Origin of the sequence: Gracilibacillus alcaliphilus, from assembly GCF_016909015.1 — a bacterium.
Taxonomy (GTDB): domain Bacteria; phylum Bacillota; class Bacilli; order Bacillales; family Amphibacillaceae; genus Gracilibacillus; species Gracilibacillus alcaliphilus.
This window is the reverse complement of sequence record NZ_JAFBFA010000021.1, coordinates 16,524-32,768: the sequence shown is the minus strand read 5'-3', so window position 1 is coordinate 32,768 and position 16,245 is coordinate 16,524. Positions and strand designations below refer to the sequence as shown.

The window sequence follows — 16,245 nt, the reverse complement described above, 5'->3', positions numbered from 1 at the left end:
CAACGCAGAAATTCGCCGTGTCATTTTTATCGGACTTTTTGAATATCCCCTACAAAGGTAAAAAACCATCTAGTAAGGAACGGGTAATCAAATACCACCCATCCACTAATACAAATAATAATATTTTAAACGGCAATGAAATCATCACTGGGGGCAACATCATCATCCCCATTGACATCAATACACTTGCAACGGCCATATCAATTACCAGAAATGGCACAAAAATCATAAATCCCATTTGGAAGGCTGTCTTGAGTTCACTGATCGCGAAAGCCGGCACTAATGTTGTTAGTGGAATATCCTCAAGTGACTCCGGCCGATCCATTTCGGCATAATTCATAAACAAAGCTAAGTCCTTTTCCCTTGTATGTTTAGACATAAATTCCTTAATTGGCATGCTGGCATTATCGTAGGCTTCCTCTAGTGTTATTTCCTCATTAAACAATGGCTGCAGCGCATCTTGGTTAATTTCCTGAAAAGTCGGTGCCATAATAAAGAATGTCATAAACAAAGCAAGTCCTATCAATACTTGGTTTGGCGGCATCTGTTGGGTAGCAAGTGATGTTCGAACAAATGATAATACAATAATAATTCGGATAAAACTCGTCATTAAGATTAATAGACTTGGAGCAATAGCCAGTACGGTTAAAAGCAGTAACAGTCGAACCGATGTCGAAATATTACCAGGGTCACTGCCTGAGAATACATCAATCAGACTAATGATCATGGTCTTTTTCTCTTTCTTTCCATTTTTCGAATGCCTTTCTGCGACCGTCTTTCATACTATTTATCTCCTTATTAAATAAAGTGGAAAAAGCCTTGGTATTTTCCTCGCTGTTAGGTTCTTGATTCATATTCCACAACTTTGTCTTTAGTTTATCTAGTGACTCATTTGGTTCACTTTCTGCTTCTAACTGTTCAATGGTTTTCCCGTCGGTAATTTCCATTAATAATTCGATGTTGTCCCCTACACCAACTACAAAATAACGATTGCCTATCTTAATGATTTGAATTGTTTTGTTAGGCCCTAAGGAAATGCCACCGTAATTCTCCACTATTTGCTGCCGCTTGAATAACTTGTTCTTTTTCTGGAGGAACTTAGAGATAAAAATAATAATAGCAATAACCACTGCCAATGCTAATACTAAACGAAGCAGACTACTTAGGAAGCTGGGGTTAGCCTCTTCCATCACCGGCTCCTCTTGACCTTGGTCGACATTATTTGGTTCTTCTTGTTCTGACGGCGCCTGTTCTTGATCAAACATATCGTTTACCATAGCTGCAGACTCGATGTAAGAACCTGAGAACAGCCAAGCCATACTAAAGATACAGAACAAGATTTGAAAGGATATTTTTTTCACCTGATTACCCCATTGCTTTAGAAATGGCTTCAATCACGCGATCTGCTTGGAATGGCTTAACGATAAAATCTTTCGCTCCTGCCTGAATGGCATCAATGACCATTGCCTGTTGTCCCATTGCTGAACACATAATAACAGTCGCATCCGCATGAAGACTTTTAATCTCTTTTAGTGCAGCAATGCCATCCTTTTCTGGCATAGTAATATCCATGGTAACTAAATCTGGTGTTAGCTCTTTATACTTGTCGACTGCTTCCTGCCCATCTTGAGCTTCTCCTACTACTTCATATCCATTTTTTGTAAGTATATCCTTGATCATCATTCGCATAAAAGCTGCGTCATCTACTACTAATACTTTTTTTGCCATAGTTATCTACCTCTCTTAATATCTATTTTAATTGTTGGATTCGATCTACTTTGCTAACTATTTCTGTCAAGCGCACGCCAAAGTTCTCATCAATTACTACTACTTCGCCTTTGGCAATTAATTTCTGATTTACTAATATATCTACTGGTTCTCCGGCAAGTTTATCCAATTCAATAATCGACCCTGAAGACAATTCCAATATTTCTTTCACGGAACGTTTCGTTCTGCCAAGCTCCACAGTTACTTGTAATGGAATATCCATTAATAGATCTAAATTACGTTGTTCATGTTGAGGCAGTTCTACCTCTTCAAAACTAGAAAAAGCTGCCGTTTGTGCTGGTTTAACAGGGGTTGTCTGTTGATTTTCTATATGTATAGGCGTCTGTTCTTGTGGTACAGTCTGTTGAATGGTGGCTTGACCAGCTGGCTCTGCCTCGCTAACAACAGGCTCCTCTGTGACTGCTTCTTCACTTGCACTTGTATCAACTAACTCTTCAGTCAAAGATTCTGCTGCTGTATCCACTTTTTGTTCTGGATACAATAGTTCATCTACCAATTCTTTCGCAAAAGAAACAGGTAATAATTGCATAATTTTAGAATCGATTAACGTGCCAATTTTTAACTGAAAAGAAACTTTAATCAATAAATCATCATCTGGTGTTAGCTTAGGTGACTCTTCTTTCGCTACGTCCATCACTGAAGTAACTGGCGGTGAAATATCCACTCTTTTATTGAATATAGTTGACATGCTTGTTGCAGCTGTGCCCATCATCTGGTTCATCGCTTCCTGAACGGCACTAAGATGAATATCATTCAATTCCGTTGATTCTGGATTGCCTTCTCCACCTAACATCAAGTCTGCAATAATCGCTGCATCATTGGACTCCAGCACAAATAAATTCGCACCTGTAAAACCATCTGTATATTTTACTTCAATACCGACATATGGTACGGGAAATTCATTTGCTAACTCTTCCTTCTTAATGGTAGTTATAGTTGGTGTCGTGATATCCACTTTTTGATTTAAAATAGTGGCCAATGTAGTGGCCGAACTTCCGAAGGATATATTGCCGATCTCTCCTAAGGCGTCTGTCTCTATTGAGGATAGATACTCATTGGCGGAAGATGTCTCATTATCATCACTGTCAACCGATCCATTAAGTAACGCATCTATCTCGTCTTGGGATAACATTCCATCGTTCATCATCCTAATCCCCTCCCTTGAACTCTTCTAATACTTGTACAGCCATTTTTTTCTTTTTCTTGCCTGGCTGCACCAAAAATTTTGGTTTTTGATCAACAAATAATGTCAATTCCTGATCTACTGCTTGATCTAATCTAATTGTATCCTCTATACCTAATGATAAAAATTGTTCTAAGCTGATCTTTGTCTTTCCTAATAGAACCGATAGATTTACAGTTGTCTGTTTAATTTGATGATTTAATGCTGAATATTCTTCTGGCTTTCTTTCGATATTTGCCTCGTTCTGCATCCAATAGTGGGCTGATAATTTAGGCATAATCGGCTCTAGAACAACATGAGGAATACAGATATTGATCATTCCGCTGCTGTCACCAATCGTTGTATCTAAGGATACAACGACTACAGTTTCGTTTGGTGAAACCAATTGTAAGAATTGGGGATTGACTTCAAAATCCTCAAGGACCGGATCGATTTCTGAGACAGACATCCATGCCTCTCTCAGGTTATCCATAGATTTCTCAAACAGCTGAGACATTAAGGTGGTTTCAATTTCGGTCAGGTTATCAATCTTATTGACACTGTTTCCTTTACCGCCCAGCAAGCGGTCTAACATGGCATAGGCTATATTCGGGTTGAATTCAAAAATAATTCTGCCATCAAGTGGTTCGACACTATAGACATTAAGAATTGTTTTTGCTGGGATAGAGCGGATAAATTCCTCATACGGAATTTGATCCACTGAAGTTACTGCGATATGAACATATGTCCTTAATTGAGCAGAAAAATAGGTGGATAATAGCCGAGCGAAGTTATCGTGCATCCTGCTGATACTTCTTATCTGATCTTTAGAAAATCGCAAAGCCCGTTTGAAATCATATACTTTTACTTTTTTATCTTTTTCTTCTTCTTTTAATTGATCGGCATCCATTTCTCCAGAGGATAATGCGGATAATAATGCATCAATCTCATTTTGTGAGAGTATCTCTTCTGCCATTCTTCCACCTCCATTTCGGAGCTACATCTATTGAAGCACTTTATTAATAACTAGTACCTCGGCAATTTCTCCATCTTCCATATGGGCATTCATAGCTGTTTTCATATTCTCTTCTAAACTGCTTAAATCTTCTTTGAAGTCCTTGGCTGACAACTCAGCTGACTGTTTTATAAATTCATTTTTAATTTGAAATTCTCTCTTTTCAATTTCCTCTAACCCCTTAGTAGAATCAGTAATAAATTGAAACTGAATCAAGACAAACTTCCCATCTGGCAAATCTGTCCGAATCTCTTCTGTTGTGTAGGAATTTTCCACCATCTCGTCAAGGGTCATACCGCTGCTTGTCTGCTCTGGTTCATCGCTTAAAACAATGTATAACGCACCTGCTCCTGCACCAACAATAATAAGCAGTGCACTGACTAAGATTTTGATTAATTTAGAACTCATGACCCTGTTCACCTACCTCTTGTGGAAAACGAAATAAGCCTATTTCTTTATAGAATGCAGTGACCAATTGCTTTACTTCTTTTCCTGACTCTTTTACAAAAACTTTCTTATTATTGACCAGAGTGATTGTTGTATCGGGTAATTCTTCGACCCGTTCAATATAAACAGCATTAATCGTTAATTTTTGGTTATTTAATTTGGTTAAGGTAATCATACATGCAGGAGGGTTAAGGAGAGCATCCTTAACCCTCTTCCCCCTTTTTTATCGTTTCAGATTAACAAGCTCCTGCAGAATTTCATCCGACGTAGTAATAATTCTTGTATTTGCCTGAAAACCGCGCTGTGCCGTGATCATTTCGGTAAATTCTTCTGATAAGTCGACGTTAGACATCTCTAAAGCACCCGATACGAGAGCTGCTGTACCATCTGATTCTGGTTGAAAATAGATACTATTATTTTCTCCGGTTTCAAATTGCCCAGCATTTTGTGATGTTTGATACATATTAGCGCCAACTTTCTCTAAACCGCCGGCATTAGAAAATTTACTTAAGGCGATTTGCCCAGCTACTCTTGTTTCCCCATTTTCTAAATAGGTAACCAAGCCATTACTTTGGATACTTAAACTGCTTGCCGATTCAGGAATTTGAATCTGACCGACAGTGGTGTGATCAATATCATCAATAGATGAGGGTTGAGCACCATTCGTTGAGAAACCCATTAAATATTGGCCATTAGGATTGACAACGTATCCATCATCATCTAAATATAGATTACCAGCTCTAGAATACTGAATCTCTTCCTGACCGCCAGGATATCTAGCAAAAACTAACATCCCATCCCCTTCTAACTGAATATCAAGCGGGCGTTCTGTCGTCTGCCGGTTACCACCTGTATGAATATTGTCGATCGCACCTAATTGGACACCTGTTCCAACCTGAGATGGATTTAGACCACCACGGATATCTGTTGGAGCACTTGCTCCTGACATAGGCTGACTCATCATATCTTGAAAAGTTACCCGGCCTTTTTTAAATCCTGTTGTATTTACATTCGCGATATTATTGCCGATGACATCCAACTTTGTTTGAAAACCTTTCATTCCTGAGATACCTGCATACATTGAACGTAACATAATTGATTCTCTCCTTTTCTTATTCCATTACACTGCTTCTGTCATTCTGCAGTGGTCGGCTTCCCTGTTGGGTCCAGCCTAGTCTAATAGAATAGTTCCATTAATATTAGTGAAAATTTTACTATTCATTTCTTGCTTATCTAATGCAGTAATCACCGTTTTGTTCTGCGCGTTAACAATTAACCCTGCATTATCCAAAAGCACTAAAGACTCCTTAACCCCTTTTTGCTTGGCTTCTTCTAATTTCTGCTCCATTTGAAACCACTTATCTTCGCTTATTGCAATATTTCTTGTCCGTAACCTCTCGTTGGCATGTTTACTAATTGTAATGGATTGCTCACTTTTTAGAACCTTTGCAAAAGAGCTGGCTACTGGCTGCGGCTTTGCTGCCGGTTTTGGACTTGCAATAATGGGAGGATGGTAAGCATGAATTCTATTCTCCATCTTGGGACTCCCCTGCCTCTTCTGAGATATCAGAGATCTTAAGAATCTCATCGGTATATATTTTGGTGCCATCTTGTAATTCTATCACTGCATAACCTTGATTTTGGGAGATGGATGTAACTACACTCTCTACCATTTCTTTCGGTTCCGCAACCTTCCCTGTTTCTTCATCTATCTTATAGTACGACACTTGCTTGCCTATTAAATGACTATACTGGATTACAGGTGAGACCATTTGGTTACCGACTAGAAGCTCAATGGATCGAGACATATTCATCAATTGTTCTAATGAAGAAAAAGTAGCCATTTGTGAGATAAATTCCTTATCGTCCATCGGATTCAAAGGATCTTGATTTTGCAATTGAGTCATTAATATTTTTAAAAATTCATCTTTTCCTAGATTGCTGCTCACTTGCCTCTGATTAGTCTGGTTATTCAGATAATACGTTGGATCAATCGATGTCACATGATTCACCTACACTTTCATTTCCATCAGTATCTCATGAAAGTCTTGTGCACTCTCATCAAATGATGGGTTTTCTTTCGGTTGGTCTTGCTGCTCTTCCTGCTCTTGTGAGTCATCTTGGTCTTTGGTCAGGTTTTCCGTCGTCTGTGAAGCAATTGCTTCCTGCCTTTCAATCGTTACTTGCTGCGGACTGAATAAGTGGCGCAACTGGTTCATATTTGTTTCTAATAACTCCTTGGTAGTTTGTGAAGTTACCAACATCTTGACCATCATCTCGCCATTCATTTGTACGAGCCTCACCGTAATATCTCCAAGATTTTCCGGGCGCAATTGAATAGTTAGTTGGGAGTTGCCATTAGCAAACTGCATAAAATTACTTTTTTGCATTACTCGCTGAAATTGTTGAATCAATTGGTTTTGTACCGCTTGTTGTTCTGTATTTGTCTGTTGCAAATGAATCACATAATGCTGAGCCTTAGACATTAATGGTTGTTGATATATAAAAGAAGAGTCTGTCTGTCTGCTGCCCAGTGCTTCCATACCTTTTGTCTGCTCTAATGCATGTTTGATCCATTTCGTTATATCTTGTGCTGTGACTTCTTTTGTATAACCAGTTTGTGATGACATGCTCTTCCTAGTCTGATAGTTGATCAGTAACTTATTCCATACCGCCTTTTCCTGCTCTGTCCATTTGGTTTCTGCAACAAAATTTATTACTTTCTGTGCAGCCGGATTGAGCTGTATCCAGCGCTCTAATAGTATTAACATGTGTTTTGCCTCTGTAGGTGACACTTGGCTGTTCTGCTGGCTGCTGCTCCATTTGTTTAATACAGCTTCCAATGCTTGGACGAATGCCGGCAGATGAAGTTCTTGTTCCGGTTGATTTACTTCTGCTTCTATCAAAGGAAAGAGTGCTTCTATCTTCTGGTCTGACTGAACCGCTTGTTTTAAGACGGGGATCAGCTGCAGAAGTTCGATTTCCTCTGCTGCGATCATCTCTTGCAGCCCCTCTTCTGACATATCGATGGACAAACTTTCTAGCAATTGCTGTAAGACAGGTAATAATGCTTGTTCTAGATTAGAAGATTGAACTAAGAACTCTGGTAACTCTTCCAGCTCTTCAGGCACTGTTGACACTTTTGTTTCATCTGGTTTTATTTCCAGCTCTTCTGTCTTTGGTTCTTCCGTTTTCTCTGACACTTCTGATCGTTTGGCCTCACTGATCGCTGCAATCTCTTCTAAGGTATTTCCATCCTTAAGCAGGCTTATTACTTCTTCTTTTGTTAAGTACAAGCCTTGTAACGAAGGTAGAGACACGACCTCTCCTGTGTCCGCATGCAATAATTGTCTGATCGATAATGCTGGTGTTAAGTCTCCTAGTTGCTGCTGTGTTTGACTTTCAAGCACATGTTGAAAAGACTGAACTTGTCCTCTAATCAATGGGTTACTGGCCGCTGTTGTATGAAACAATTCCATCCCAGCATTTCCTGACATTGCAAATACATCCGTTAGTTTCATCCTTTCTGATTCACCTCCTTTCAACAGGCCTATTCTATTATTCTTGTGAGGCTAGCAGGCTGGCATAATTAGCCGCAACCTCCACGTCCATTTGGGCAAAGATTTTGCCTCTTGTTTCAGAATCCAACATATTTAAAAGTGGAAGGGCGATATCATCTGCTAGATTCTCAATAATTGGTGCTGCCTCTTTCGGTTTCATAGAAAGAAATGACTTGGACAATTCTTTGATATGCTGATCTTCTTCCTGTTCTTCTTCTGTTTCTTCACTGCCGTTTAATTCAACCGTTTCGGTAGACAAAGTTGCGACCTCTTCCTCTAAGCCAGTTATTGTGTCTTCCCTTGCTCCCAACTCTGCTTCCAGTTCTTCTACCTTTGTCTCTAACTGCTCAATTGATCTATCTCTTTGGGTGATCTGGTTCTCATAGTATGCTTCCTCATCAGTTGTGACAAGTTCTTGGATAAAGGGAACCTTATTCAAGGCTTCTTTTGTATGTTTGGCAACGTCCACACCCATTACTGCTAAGATAATTACAGTAATGATAATGGCGAAAAGGAGAGGAACGATAATGACGATCAACCATTGTAAAACACCTGGTTTTTTTTCTGTATTTGTAGATGACTTTTTAGCCATGACCTCACCTTTCCTTACTTATGCATAAACTGTCTTAATGATATTTCATCCATCATTAAGGCTTCATTTCTTTTTTCGATCTGATAAGAAGCTTCTTTTTTCTTTTCGATAATTTTGTCGATCTTCTTTACTTCGATATAGTCCTCTGACACCTTTTCTTGTAATTTCTGCATCTCACCCCTGGCTTGATCTACCTTTTGCTGCACTTGCAAAATGGCTGGTGTCAGAAAATGCAAATATTGGTGATAAGAACTTAAGGTTGCGATCTTTGTTGGCTCAACTAATGATTTTTTATAGGCTTCTTCAATCGATTCTTTCTGCTTCAATAGTTCATATAGGTGCTCCGCGTGTTCTTCAAATACAGCAACTGACTCCTTATATTTCAGTTCCGTCTGTTGTTTTTGATTATCTCTAAACCGTCTAATTTTCTCATAACCTTGCCACTCTTCCATATTGCCCTATCCTTTCGTGATCAAAGTCTTCATTCTTTCCATTATCTGATCTGGTTTGACCTGCTCATCTATTCCTTGTTTTAAAAAGTCCATTATTTCTGGATGCATGCGAATGGATTGATCTACCATCCGGTTCGAGCCTTTTTTATAGGCACCAATTTGAATTAGCTCTTCATTATCTTCATATGTAGCTAACATCGTACGCAGTGATTGCACAATCTGCAGCTGTTCTTTCGATACAACTTCATTCATTACACGGCTCACCGAATGAAGTACATTGATGGCCGGGAATTGACCTTTTTCTGCGAGCTTTCGATCCAAAATAAAGTGGCCGTCTAAAATACCACGGGTCGTATCCGCAATCGGTTCATTAAAGTCGTCACCATCTACAAGCACTGTATAAAATCCTGTAATCGAACCTTTGTCACTTGTTCCTGCACGTTCTAGCAAAGAAGGCAGTAAGGCGAAAACAGATGGTGTATATCCTTTCGTAGTAGGCGGCTCGCCGATTGCCAAACCTATCTCGCGCTGTGCCATTGCGACCCTGGTAACTGAATCCATCATCAGGTTAACGCTATACCCTAAATCCCGGAAGTATTCGCTAATGGCAGTGGCCGTATAGGCACCTTTGATTCTCATTAAGGCTGATTGATCCGAAGTAGCCACCACCACAATCGACTTCTTCAATCCTTCTTCCCCTAAATCCTTCTCCATGAATTCTTTTACTTCGCGTCCCCGTTCACCGATCAGGCCTATGACATTAATATCAGCTTCACTGTTTCGGGCAATCATCCCCATAAGCGTACTTTTACCTACACCACTACCTGCAAATATCCCAACTCTTTGCCCCTTTCCAACAGTGAGCATAGCATCTATCGCTCGGACACCGATTGGAATAGCTTCCGTAATTCGTGGTCTTTCTAAGGGATTCGGAGGAGCTTGTTCAGTTGGATACTCTTTTAAGCCTTTCGGTAAAGGGGTGCCATTTAGCATTTCGCCTGTTGAGTCAAGTACACAGCCAATTAGAGAACGGCCAACCTTGATTTGTAATGATTGTTTGGTTGCTTCAACCAGACAGCCAGAAGCGATGTTTTGTACGCTCGTATAAGGCATTAACAGCACCTTCTCTTCATAAAAACCGATGACTTCTGCTCTGATTTTTCTCCCAGCTTGCATAGTGTGTATATAACAAAGTTCACCTATCCTGGCTTCTGGCCCTTTTGCTTCAATTAATAGCCCTATAACGCGATCCACTTTCCCATAGCGCTTATAGGTATCAACCTGCTCTACTTCATTCAACACTTTCGTGACATTCACTAGTAATTTCCTCCGTTACTTTGGACAAGTGATTGCGAATTTCATCCAACTGACTGTCAATCGAAGCATCTACCTTGCCAAATGGTGTTTCGATCATGATTTGCTGCTTGTTCTCACTCATGATTGGGTAGATAGAAAAACCTGCTTGATGGTGAACAATCGCCGCCAACTCCTCTTTCTGTTCGACAAACATCGGATATACCTCATTTGGTACATATAATTTGATCTCAGGATGGTCCTTCACCTGGTGGATGAGTGCCTGAGCAACTGGGAAAAACTGTTCTTTATTTTCCGTTAGCTCCGTATGTAATACTTTTTCTGCAACTGCCAGTGCGATGTGAATAATGGTTTCATCACTTTCAGAAATGATACGCTGATATTCCTTTTTGGCAATGAATAGTGTCTCTTGGGCTTGATCCAACAATTGCTGAAATTGATGATAGCTATCCTTTTTTCCTTGATCAAAACCTTGCTGATAGCCTTCTTGCTGTGCCTGCTCCACATAGGAGATCCGTTCTTGCTCCCAATTACTCCGCCACGACTCCATCTTTTGCATCGCTTGTTCTTGCTCTATTGTTATTTTTTGCTGCAAATCATGCAGTTCTTGCTGTTTCTTTTGGATTTGTTTTTCTATTTGATCGACTGCTTCCTGTTCGTTAACAGGTTGCTGATCTGGTTCTTGCTTGGTTATTCGAACGTCTCTTAAAGGGATAGAATAATCAGACAATGATATCATCTCCTCCGCCACGGGCGATCACAATCTCTCCAATCTCTTCTAATCTTCTAATGACAGAGACAATTCTTGATTGTGACTCCTCCACATCACGTAAACGAACAGGTCCCATATATTCCATTTCTTCCTTAAATGTCTCTACCATACGGCTGGACATATTGCTGAAGACAATTTCCTTCACTTCATCACTAGCCACCTTTAATGCTAAGCGTAAATCATCGTTGTCCACTTCACGAATAACACGTTGAATCGCACGATTATCGAGGATAACAATATCTTCAAATACAAACATACGTTTCTTAATCTCTTCAGCCAATTCTGGGTCTTCAACTTCCAATGCCTCTAAGATCGTTCGCTCTGTGCCTCGATCTACTCCATTCAGCACCTCAACTACAGCTTGAATTCCGCCAGTTTGCGTGTAATCCTGTGAAACGGTCGTTGATAATTTTCTTTCTAACACTTGTTCTACCTCAGCGATAATCTCTGGTGAAGTAGAGTCCATCAATGCAATCCGCTTAGCAATGTCGGCCTGCATTTCTGGTGCCAATTCCGATAATATTTGGGAAGCCTGTTCGGAATCTAAGTAAGAGAGAATCAGTGCTATTGTTTGCGGATGCTCATTTTGAATAAAGTTAATAATTTGATTAGGTTCTGCCTTTCGGGCAAAATCAAATGGCTTTACTTGTAAAGAAGAGGTTAGACGATTCAGAATTGCTTGTGCCTTTTCTTCACCTAGAGCCTTCTCAAGTACAGTTTTGGCATAGCCGATCCCACCTTGTGAAATGTAATCTTGAGCCATCGTGATTTCATGAAACTGTTCTAAAATTTCTTCTTTTTGATCGCCATCCACTTTTTTTACAGAGGAGATTTCTAACGTTAATTTTTCAATCTCTTCTGGTGTTAAATGTTTAAAAACTTGAGCCGATACATCTGGGCCAAGAGAAATTAATAAAATAGCTGCTTTCTGCTTTCCAGTTAATTCTTTCCTTTTAGCCAAAATTATTATCCCCCTTTAATCTTCTGACAGCCAAGTCCGCAATAGTTTAGCAAAATCTTCTGGCTTATCCTGCGCATATCTCTCTAATTGTTTTCGTCTGACATTGGTATCCGAATCGTCATTCGTTTCCATTGGCGGTACTGTCTGCTCAAATGTGGACGGAATTTCTGGGGAATCAATTTCGACTTCCTCAATTATTTCTTCATATTCCTCTTCTGACTTGCTTCTGCGCCATAACCAAATAACCACAATAATCGCTATTAATACAGCTGCTCCAGCTATATAAACCCATAAAGGAATACCCGCTGCAGGAGTTGGTGCTTCCGTCGTTTCCATTCCTTCAAACGGTTGAAACACAATCGATACTTTTTCTTCTGGTTCAAATTCTCCATAAGATTTATCAATGGAGGTAGTAATAATCGAATTTAAGATCGAGGCAATACTTTCTTCTACAGCCACTTGCTCTTGTGCTGTTAATTGTTCGATTGCCCCATTCTCCAGCTGACGGGTATTATCCACAGCCACCTGAACTCCCAAGTCTCTGATCTTGTATGGACTTTCGATGATATCTCTTTGAATTCGATTCATTTCATTGTTAACCGATTCTTTCACCATTTCATAGTCTCCGACATTACCTTCCGTACCAGCAGGATAATTCGCAATTTCACCATCCCCTACCCCAGCTGCCCCTTCTTCAGGAGGAGCTCCGGTAAATGATTCAGTAATTGTCTCTACACTGACAGGTAATGTCTCGTTATCTTCGTCTACTGGTTCAACTAGCTCTTCCATCCGTTGCTCTTGGGTAAAGTCGATATCGGCTGTGGCAGAAATAGCAACCTTATGCATACCAATCATGGAACCTAACATTCGTTGTACATTGCGCTCTATGTCTCTCTCAATATCGTTTTTTATTTGCTGCTGAGAGGTATATGTTTGATCTGCACCAAAGTTATTTTGATTATTCATGTCAAAATACTCAAAATGTTGATTCATAATGACGATATTATCAGTAGAAAGATTCGGAACCGATTTGGAAACCAAATGATACAATGCATTGACCTGGCTTGGTTCAAATTGATATCCAGCTGCCGTTTGAATCATAATTGCGGCTGAAGCCGGCTGCTGCTGATCGGATACAAACACCGGATCTTCTGGCATGTTCAGTTTGACCTCTGCCCCATTAATACCATCTATTTGTGTAATTAGATTAGCAATCTCTGTCTGCATGGCATCCAGTTTCATGATTTCAAATTCATTATCTGTGACACCCCATGAACTGTTCTCAGCAAAGAATGAGTAATCAATATTGCCACTGTCAGGAATACCTTGGGCTGCAAGATCAACTAATAATGAATCAGCCATGTCTTGCGGAACTTCTACCCCAGTCCCGGCATCGGTGATTTGATAGTTTACCTTTCTTGCCTCAAGTTCTTCGGTGATTTGTCCAACTTCTTGCAATGATAAATCATTATAAAGAACTACCATATCATTTTTTGTTGTGGTAAAGATCGTACCTAGGATGATTACAGCTAAAACTAAGCCAATACCACTCAATAACACGATTCGTTGTTTATTGGATAATGACTTATATGTATTAACTAATTGATCCCGGGTCTGTTTTATTTTCTCTTTCATGTTCTGCCCCCAAAATCGTTACGTGTTAGGATCTGTCTACTAAACCTCTTAAACTTGCATTCTCAAAATCTCATTATAAGCGTCCACCGCTTTTCGCTGTATTTCAACTCCAGCTTGCAATGTGACACTTGCCTTCTGTGCTGTCACCATCACATCATGCAAATCTTCGATCTCTCCTCTAGCCAACGCTTCTGTTTTTTGGTCTGAGGCCATTTGTGCCTGATTGATGTGTTCTATTGCATGCTTTAGCTGCTTTGCAAATGCCTGCTGTGATTCTCCTACCGTTACACGCGGTTCTGAAGTTGGCAGCGGTCTTGCTTGTATATTTTCTAATGAATAGATGTTCATCTTCCACCACACCTTTTAGTTATGTATTATTTTCCTATTTCTAAAGCTTTCATCAACATTGTCTTTGAGGCATTTAGTGATGTTACATTTGCTTCATAGGATCTTGTCGCACTCATCATGTCAACCATTTCTTTTAATGGATCAACATTTGGCAAGGCAACATATCCTTCTTCATTTGCATCTGGGTGATTAGGATTGAACACCATTTTAAATGGTTCTTCATCTTCTATGATTTGTGCTACCCTTACACCTTTATTAGTAGACTCGCTGCCAGACTGCAACCTAGACAACGCTGAAGAAAAGGTTTGGCCTCTTTCCCCAAGAACAGTCATTTTCCGCTGATAAGGTTCATAGGTACCATCTGGATTAAGGGTTGCCCGTGTTGTATCCGCATTAGCTATGTTAGAGGAAATAGTGTCCATTCTTAACCGTTGTGCCGTTAGCCCGCTAGCACTCGTATTAATCGCTTGAAAAAATGTCATCATTAATTACCTCCTCTAATTACGCTTTGCAAACTGTTAAATTTACCGTTTATACGATCAACAAGTGCTTGGTAATGAATTTGGTTCTTTGCCAATTCCGTCATTTCTTGATCAATATCGACATTATTGCCGTTATGGTTGTATGTAGTATTTGAATTCGACACAATTCTAAATGAACTTTGTTCTGACGAAAAATCCAGGTGACGCGAGTCTGTCCTTTTCGCTTGAAATTGATTCGTTAATTCTGACTTTAATAGATCATTAAATACGGCTTTTTTTGCTTTATAATTTGGTGTATCTACATTTGATATATTATTAGCAATCGTTTGGTTATTTACTGAAGTATAATGTAATGCTTTTTCTAGTTGTTGAATGGTGCCACTAAACAAACTCATAAAATCCTCCTTTTTATGATTCGACGGTCACAATATGTATCCATTTATCAAATATTGTAAAGTAAAAATTGACTATTGTCTATGACTATTCGTCATATTTTTATTAAATTATTACAATTTTTTTAAAAATTGATCCATTATTACTATTATTTTTTAACAAAAACGACAATCAGTAAGTAATTATACCCTTTACAAAAAATAAAACAAGTAAAAAGTAATATAAAAAAAGGAAAATTCCCTATAAAAATTCGCTATAATTTAACAAAAACTGCTGAAAACTTATCTAAAAAACTGTTACATGTAAAAAAGCTAGGATTTATCGTCAATTTCACACGACAAAAGACCTAGCTTCGCTTATGTGTTTATTCATTTTAAAATCATTATATAAGAGAGTCAACCAGAATTCCTATAGATCGTGCTGCTTGTCAGAATATGCTGGTTTAAAAACAACCTCTATTAAGAAGTCTATTTCACTTAGGTAAGCATTTTTGCATTTCCTTTTCAAACATAAAGAGTATTGTTGACCGTTGCACTGACTGTTAAGAAATGGTGTGTTGTTGCTGTAATTCATCCAGGAATTTCTCATTTAATACCTTTAGGTAGGTTCCCTTCATCCCTAATGAACGTGATTCAATAACACCTGCACTTTCTAGTTTGCGTAAGGCATTAACAATCACCGATCTGGTAATCCCTACACGATCAGCAATCTTACTAGCAACGAGTAAGCCTTCTTTGCCATCCAGTTCTTCAAAAATATGAACAATAGCCTCTAGTTCACTATACGATAAGGAACGGATTGCCATTTGTACAATGGCAGTACTTCTTGCATCTTCTTCGATTGCTGCAGACTTTTCATAAAGGATTTCCATCCCGACAACAGTTGCCCCATACTCCGCTAAGATAAGGTCATCATCTCCAAAGCCATCAGATAACCTGCTGAGAATTAGTGTCCCTAAACGTTCTCCTGCCCCGATAATAGGAACGATAGTTGTAAGCCCCTGACGGAATAGATCCTTATTCTCTACGGGAAAAGCCGTATATGGGCTGTCTATATCTAGATTCGTAGTAGTAGAGGTGATTTGGAATAGGTTGTCAGTATATTCTTTAGGAAATTGTTTCTCTTCCAGCATTTTTTTCATACGCTCGTTTTCAATTTGCTGGTTAATAGCAAATCCTAATAACTTTCCCTTGCGGCTGACGATAAATACATTGGCAGATATGATATCACGAAGCGTTTCTGACATTTCTTTGAAATCGACGGAATTACCATCTGTTGTCTGCAGAAGCTTATTAATCTCCCTTGTTTTATCTAATAATTTCAT

General features: G+C 39.2%; 21 protein-coding genes. All 21 read right to left on the bottom strand.

Features of this window, described 5'->3' with window-relative positions; translation table 11 throughout:
* Positions 1-49 precede the first annotated feature (49 nt).
* Complete coding sequence (fliP, locus tag JOD18_RS14765) at positions 50-727, bottom strand: flagellar type III secretion system pore protein FliP (protein WP_239588149.1); 678 nt, start codon at positions 725-727, stop codon at positions 50-52.
* Complete coding sequence (locus tag JOD18_RS14760; protein ID WP_204669912.1) at positions 717-1,361, bottom strand: flagellar biosynthetic protein FliO; 645 nt, start codon at positions 1,359-1,361, stop codon at positions 717-719. The genes fliP and JOD18_RS14760 overlap by 11 nt, the downstream gene beginning before the upstream one ends.
* Positions 1,362-1,365: 4 nt before the next feature.
* Positions 1,366-1,728: a response regulator gene (locus JOD18_RS14755; protein WP_204669911.1), complete on the bottom strand. Its 363-nt coding sequence runs from the start codon at positions 1,726-1,728 to the stop codon at positions 1,366-1,368.
* A gap of 22 nt (positions 1,729-1,750) precedes the next feature.
* Complete coding sequence (gene fliY / locus JOD18_RS14750) at positions 1,751-2,935, bottom strand: flagellar motor switch phosphatase FliY (protein ID WP_204669910.1); 1,185 nt, start codon at positions 2,933-2,935, stop codon at positions 1,751-1,753.
* Position 2,936: 1 nt separating this feature from the next.
* Complete coding sequence (gene fliM, locus JOD18_RS14745; RefSeq protein WP_204669909.1) at positions 2,937-3,926, bottom strand: flagellar motor switch protein FliM; 990 nt, start codon at positions 3,924-3,926, stop codon at positions 2,937-2,939.
* Positions 3,927-3,953: 27 nt separating this feature from the next.
* Positions 3,954-4,373, bottom strand: coding sequence for a flagellar basal body-associated FliL family protein (locus JOD18_RS14740; protein ID WP_204669908.1), 420 nt, complete (start codon positions 4,371-4,373; stop codon positions 3,954-3,956).
* Positions 4,363-4,587 carry a flagellar FlbD family protein gene (locus tag JOD18_RS14735; protein ID WP_204669907.1) on the bottom strand — a complete coding sequence of 75 codons (225 nt, stop codon included), beginning with the start codon at positions 4,585-4,587 and terminating at the stop codon, positions 4,363-4,365. The genes JOD18_RS14740 and JOD18_RS14735 overlap by 11 nt, the downstream gene beginning before the upstream one ends.
* Positions 4,588-4,635: 48 nt before the next feature.
* Positions 4,636-5,505 carry a flagellar basal body rod protein FlgG gene (gene flgG / locus JOD18_RS14730; RefSeq protein WP_204669906.1) on the bottom strand — a complete coding sequence of 290 codons (870 nt, stop codon included), beginning with the start codon at positions 5,503-5,505 and terminating at the stop codon, positions 4,636-4,638.
* Positions 5,506-5,583: 78 nt separating this feature from the next.
* On the bottom strand, positions 5,584-5,949 hold the full coding sequence (locus JOD18_RS14725) for a TIGR02530 family flagellar biosynthesis protein (protein WP_204669905.1): 366 nt from the start codon (positions 5,947-5,949) through the stop codon (positions 5,584-5,586).
* Complete coding sequence (gene flgD / locus JOD18_RS14720) at positions 5,939-6,415, bottom strand: flagellar hook assembly protein FlgD (RefSeq protein ID WP_204669904.1); 477 nt, start codon at positions 6,413-6,415, stop codon at positions 5,939-5,941. Before flgD ends, JOD18_RS14725 begins: the two co-directional genes overlap by 11 nt.
* Before the next feature lie 9 nt (positions 6,416-6,424).
* Positions 6,425-7,933: a flagellar hook-length control protein FliK gene (locus JOD18_RS14715; protein ID WP_204669903.1), complete on the bottom strand. Its 1,509-nt coding sequence runs from the start codon at positions 7,931-7,933 to the stop codon at positions 6,425-6,427.
* A 37-nt stretch (positions 7,934-7,970) separates the two neighbouring features.
* On the bottom strand, positions 7,971-8,564 hold the full coding sequence (locus JOD18_RS14710; protein ID WP_204669902.1) for a MotE family protein: 594 nt from the start codon (positions 8,562-8,564) through the stop codon (positions 7,971-7,973).
* Between the two features lie 14 nt (positions 8,565-8,578).
* Positions 8,579-9,016 carry a flagellar export protein FliJ gene (gene fliJ, locus JOD18_RS14705; protein ID WP_204669901.1) on the bottom strand — a complete coding sequence of 146 codons (438 nt, stop codon included), beginning with the start codon at positions 9,014-9,016 and terminating at the stop codon, positions 8,579-8,581.
* 6 nt (positions 9,017-9,022) lie between these two features.
* Positions 9,023-10,333, bottom strand: a complete 1,311-nt coding sequence (gene fliI / locus JOD18_RS14700; protein ID WP_204669900.1) for a flagellar protein export ATPase FliI — start codon at positions 10,331-10,333, stop codon at positions 9,023-9,025.
* Positions 10,308-11,060 carry a flagellar assembly protein FliH gene (gene fliH, locus JOD18_RS14695; RefSeq protein WP_204669899.1) on the bottom strand — a complete coding sequence of 251 codons (753 nt, stop codon included), beginning with the start codon at positions 11,058-11,060 and terminating at the stop codon, positions 10,308-10,310. The genes fliI and fliH overlap by 26 nt, the downstream gene beginning before the upstream one ends.
* Entirely contained in the window at positions 11,053-12,063 is a 1,011-nt protein-coding gene (gene fliG / locus JOD18_RS14690) for a flagellar motor switch protein FliG (protein WP_204669898.1), read from the bottom strand. Before fliG ends, fliH begins: the two co-directional genes overlap by 8 nt.
* Before the next feature lie 15 nt (positions 12,064-12,078).
* On the bottom strand, positions 12,079-13,698 hold the full coding sequence (gene fliF, locus JOD18_RS14685; protein ID WP_204669897.1) for a flagellar basal-body MS-ring/collar protein FliF: 1,620 nt from the start codon (positions 13,696-13,698) through the stop codon (positions 12,079-12,081).
* Positions 13,699-13,746: 48 nt separating this feature from the next.
* Positions 13,747-14,046 (bottom strand): flagellar hook-basal body complex protein FliE, encoded by a 300-nt coding sequence (gene fliE / locus JOD18_RS14680; RefSeq protein ID WP_204669896.1) that lies wholly within the window; start codon positions 14,044-14,046, stop codon positions 13,747-13,749.
* A gap of 26 nt (positions 14,047-14,072) precedes the next feature.
* Positions 14,073-14,528 carry a flagellar basal body rod protein FlgC gene (gene flgC, locus JOD18_RS14675; RefSeq protein WP_204669965.1) on the bottom strand — a complete coding sequence of 152 codons (456 nt, stop codon included), beginning with the start codon at positions 14,526-14,528 and terminating at the stop codon, positions 14,073-14,075.
* Positions 14,529-14,530: 2 nt separating this feature from the next.
* Entirely contained in the window at positions 14,531-14,923 is a 393-nt protein-coding gene (flgB, locus tag JOD18_RS14670) for a flagellar basal body rod protein FlgB (RefSeq protein WP_204669895.1), read from the bottom strand.
* 539 nt (positions 14,924-15,462) lie between these two features.
* Positions 15,463-16,245 (bottom strand): GTP-sensing pleiotropic transcriptional regulator CodY, encoded by a 783-nt coding sequence (codY, locus tag JOD18_RS14665; RefSeq protein WP_204669893.1) that lies wholly within the window; start codon positions 16,243-16,245, stop codon positions 15,463-15,465.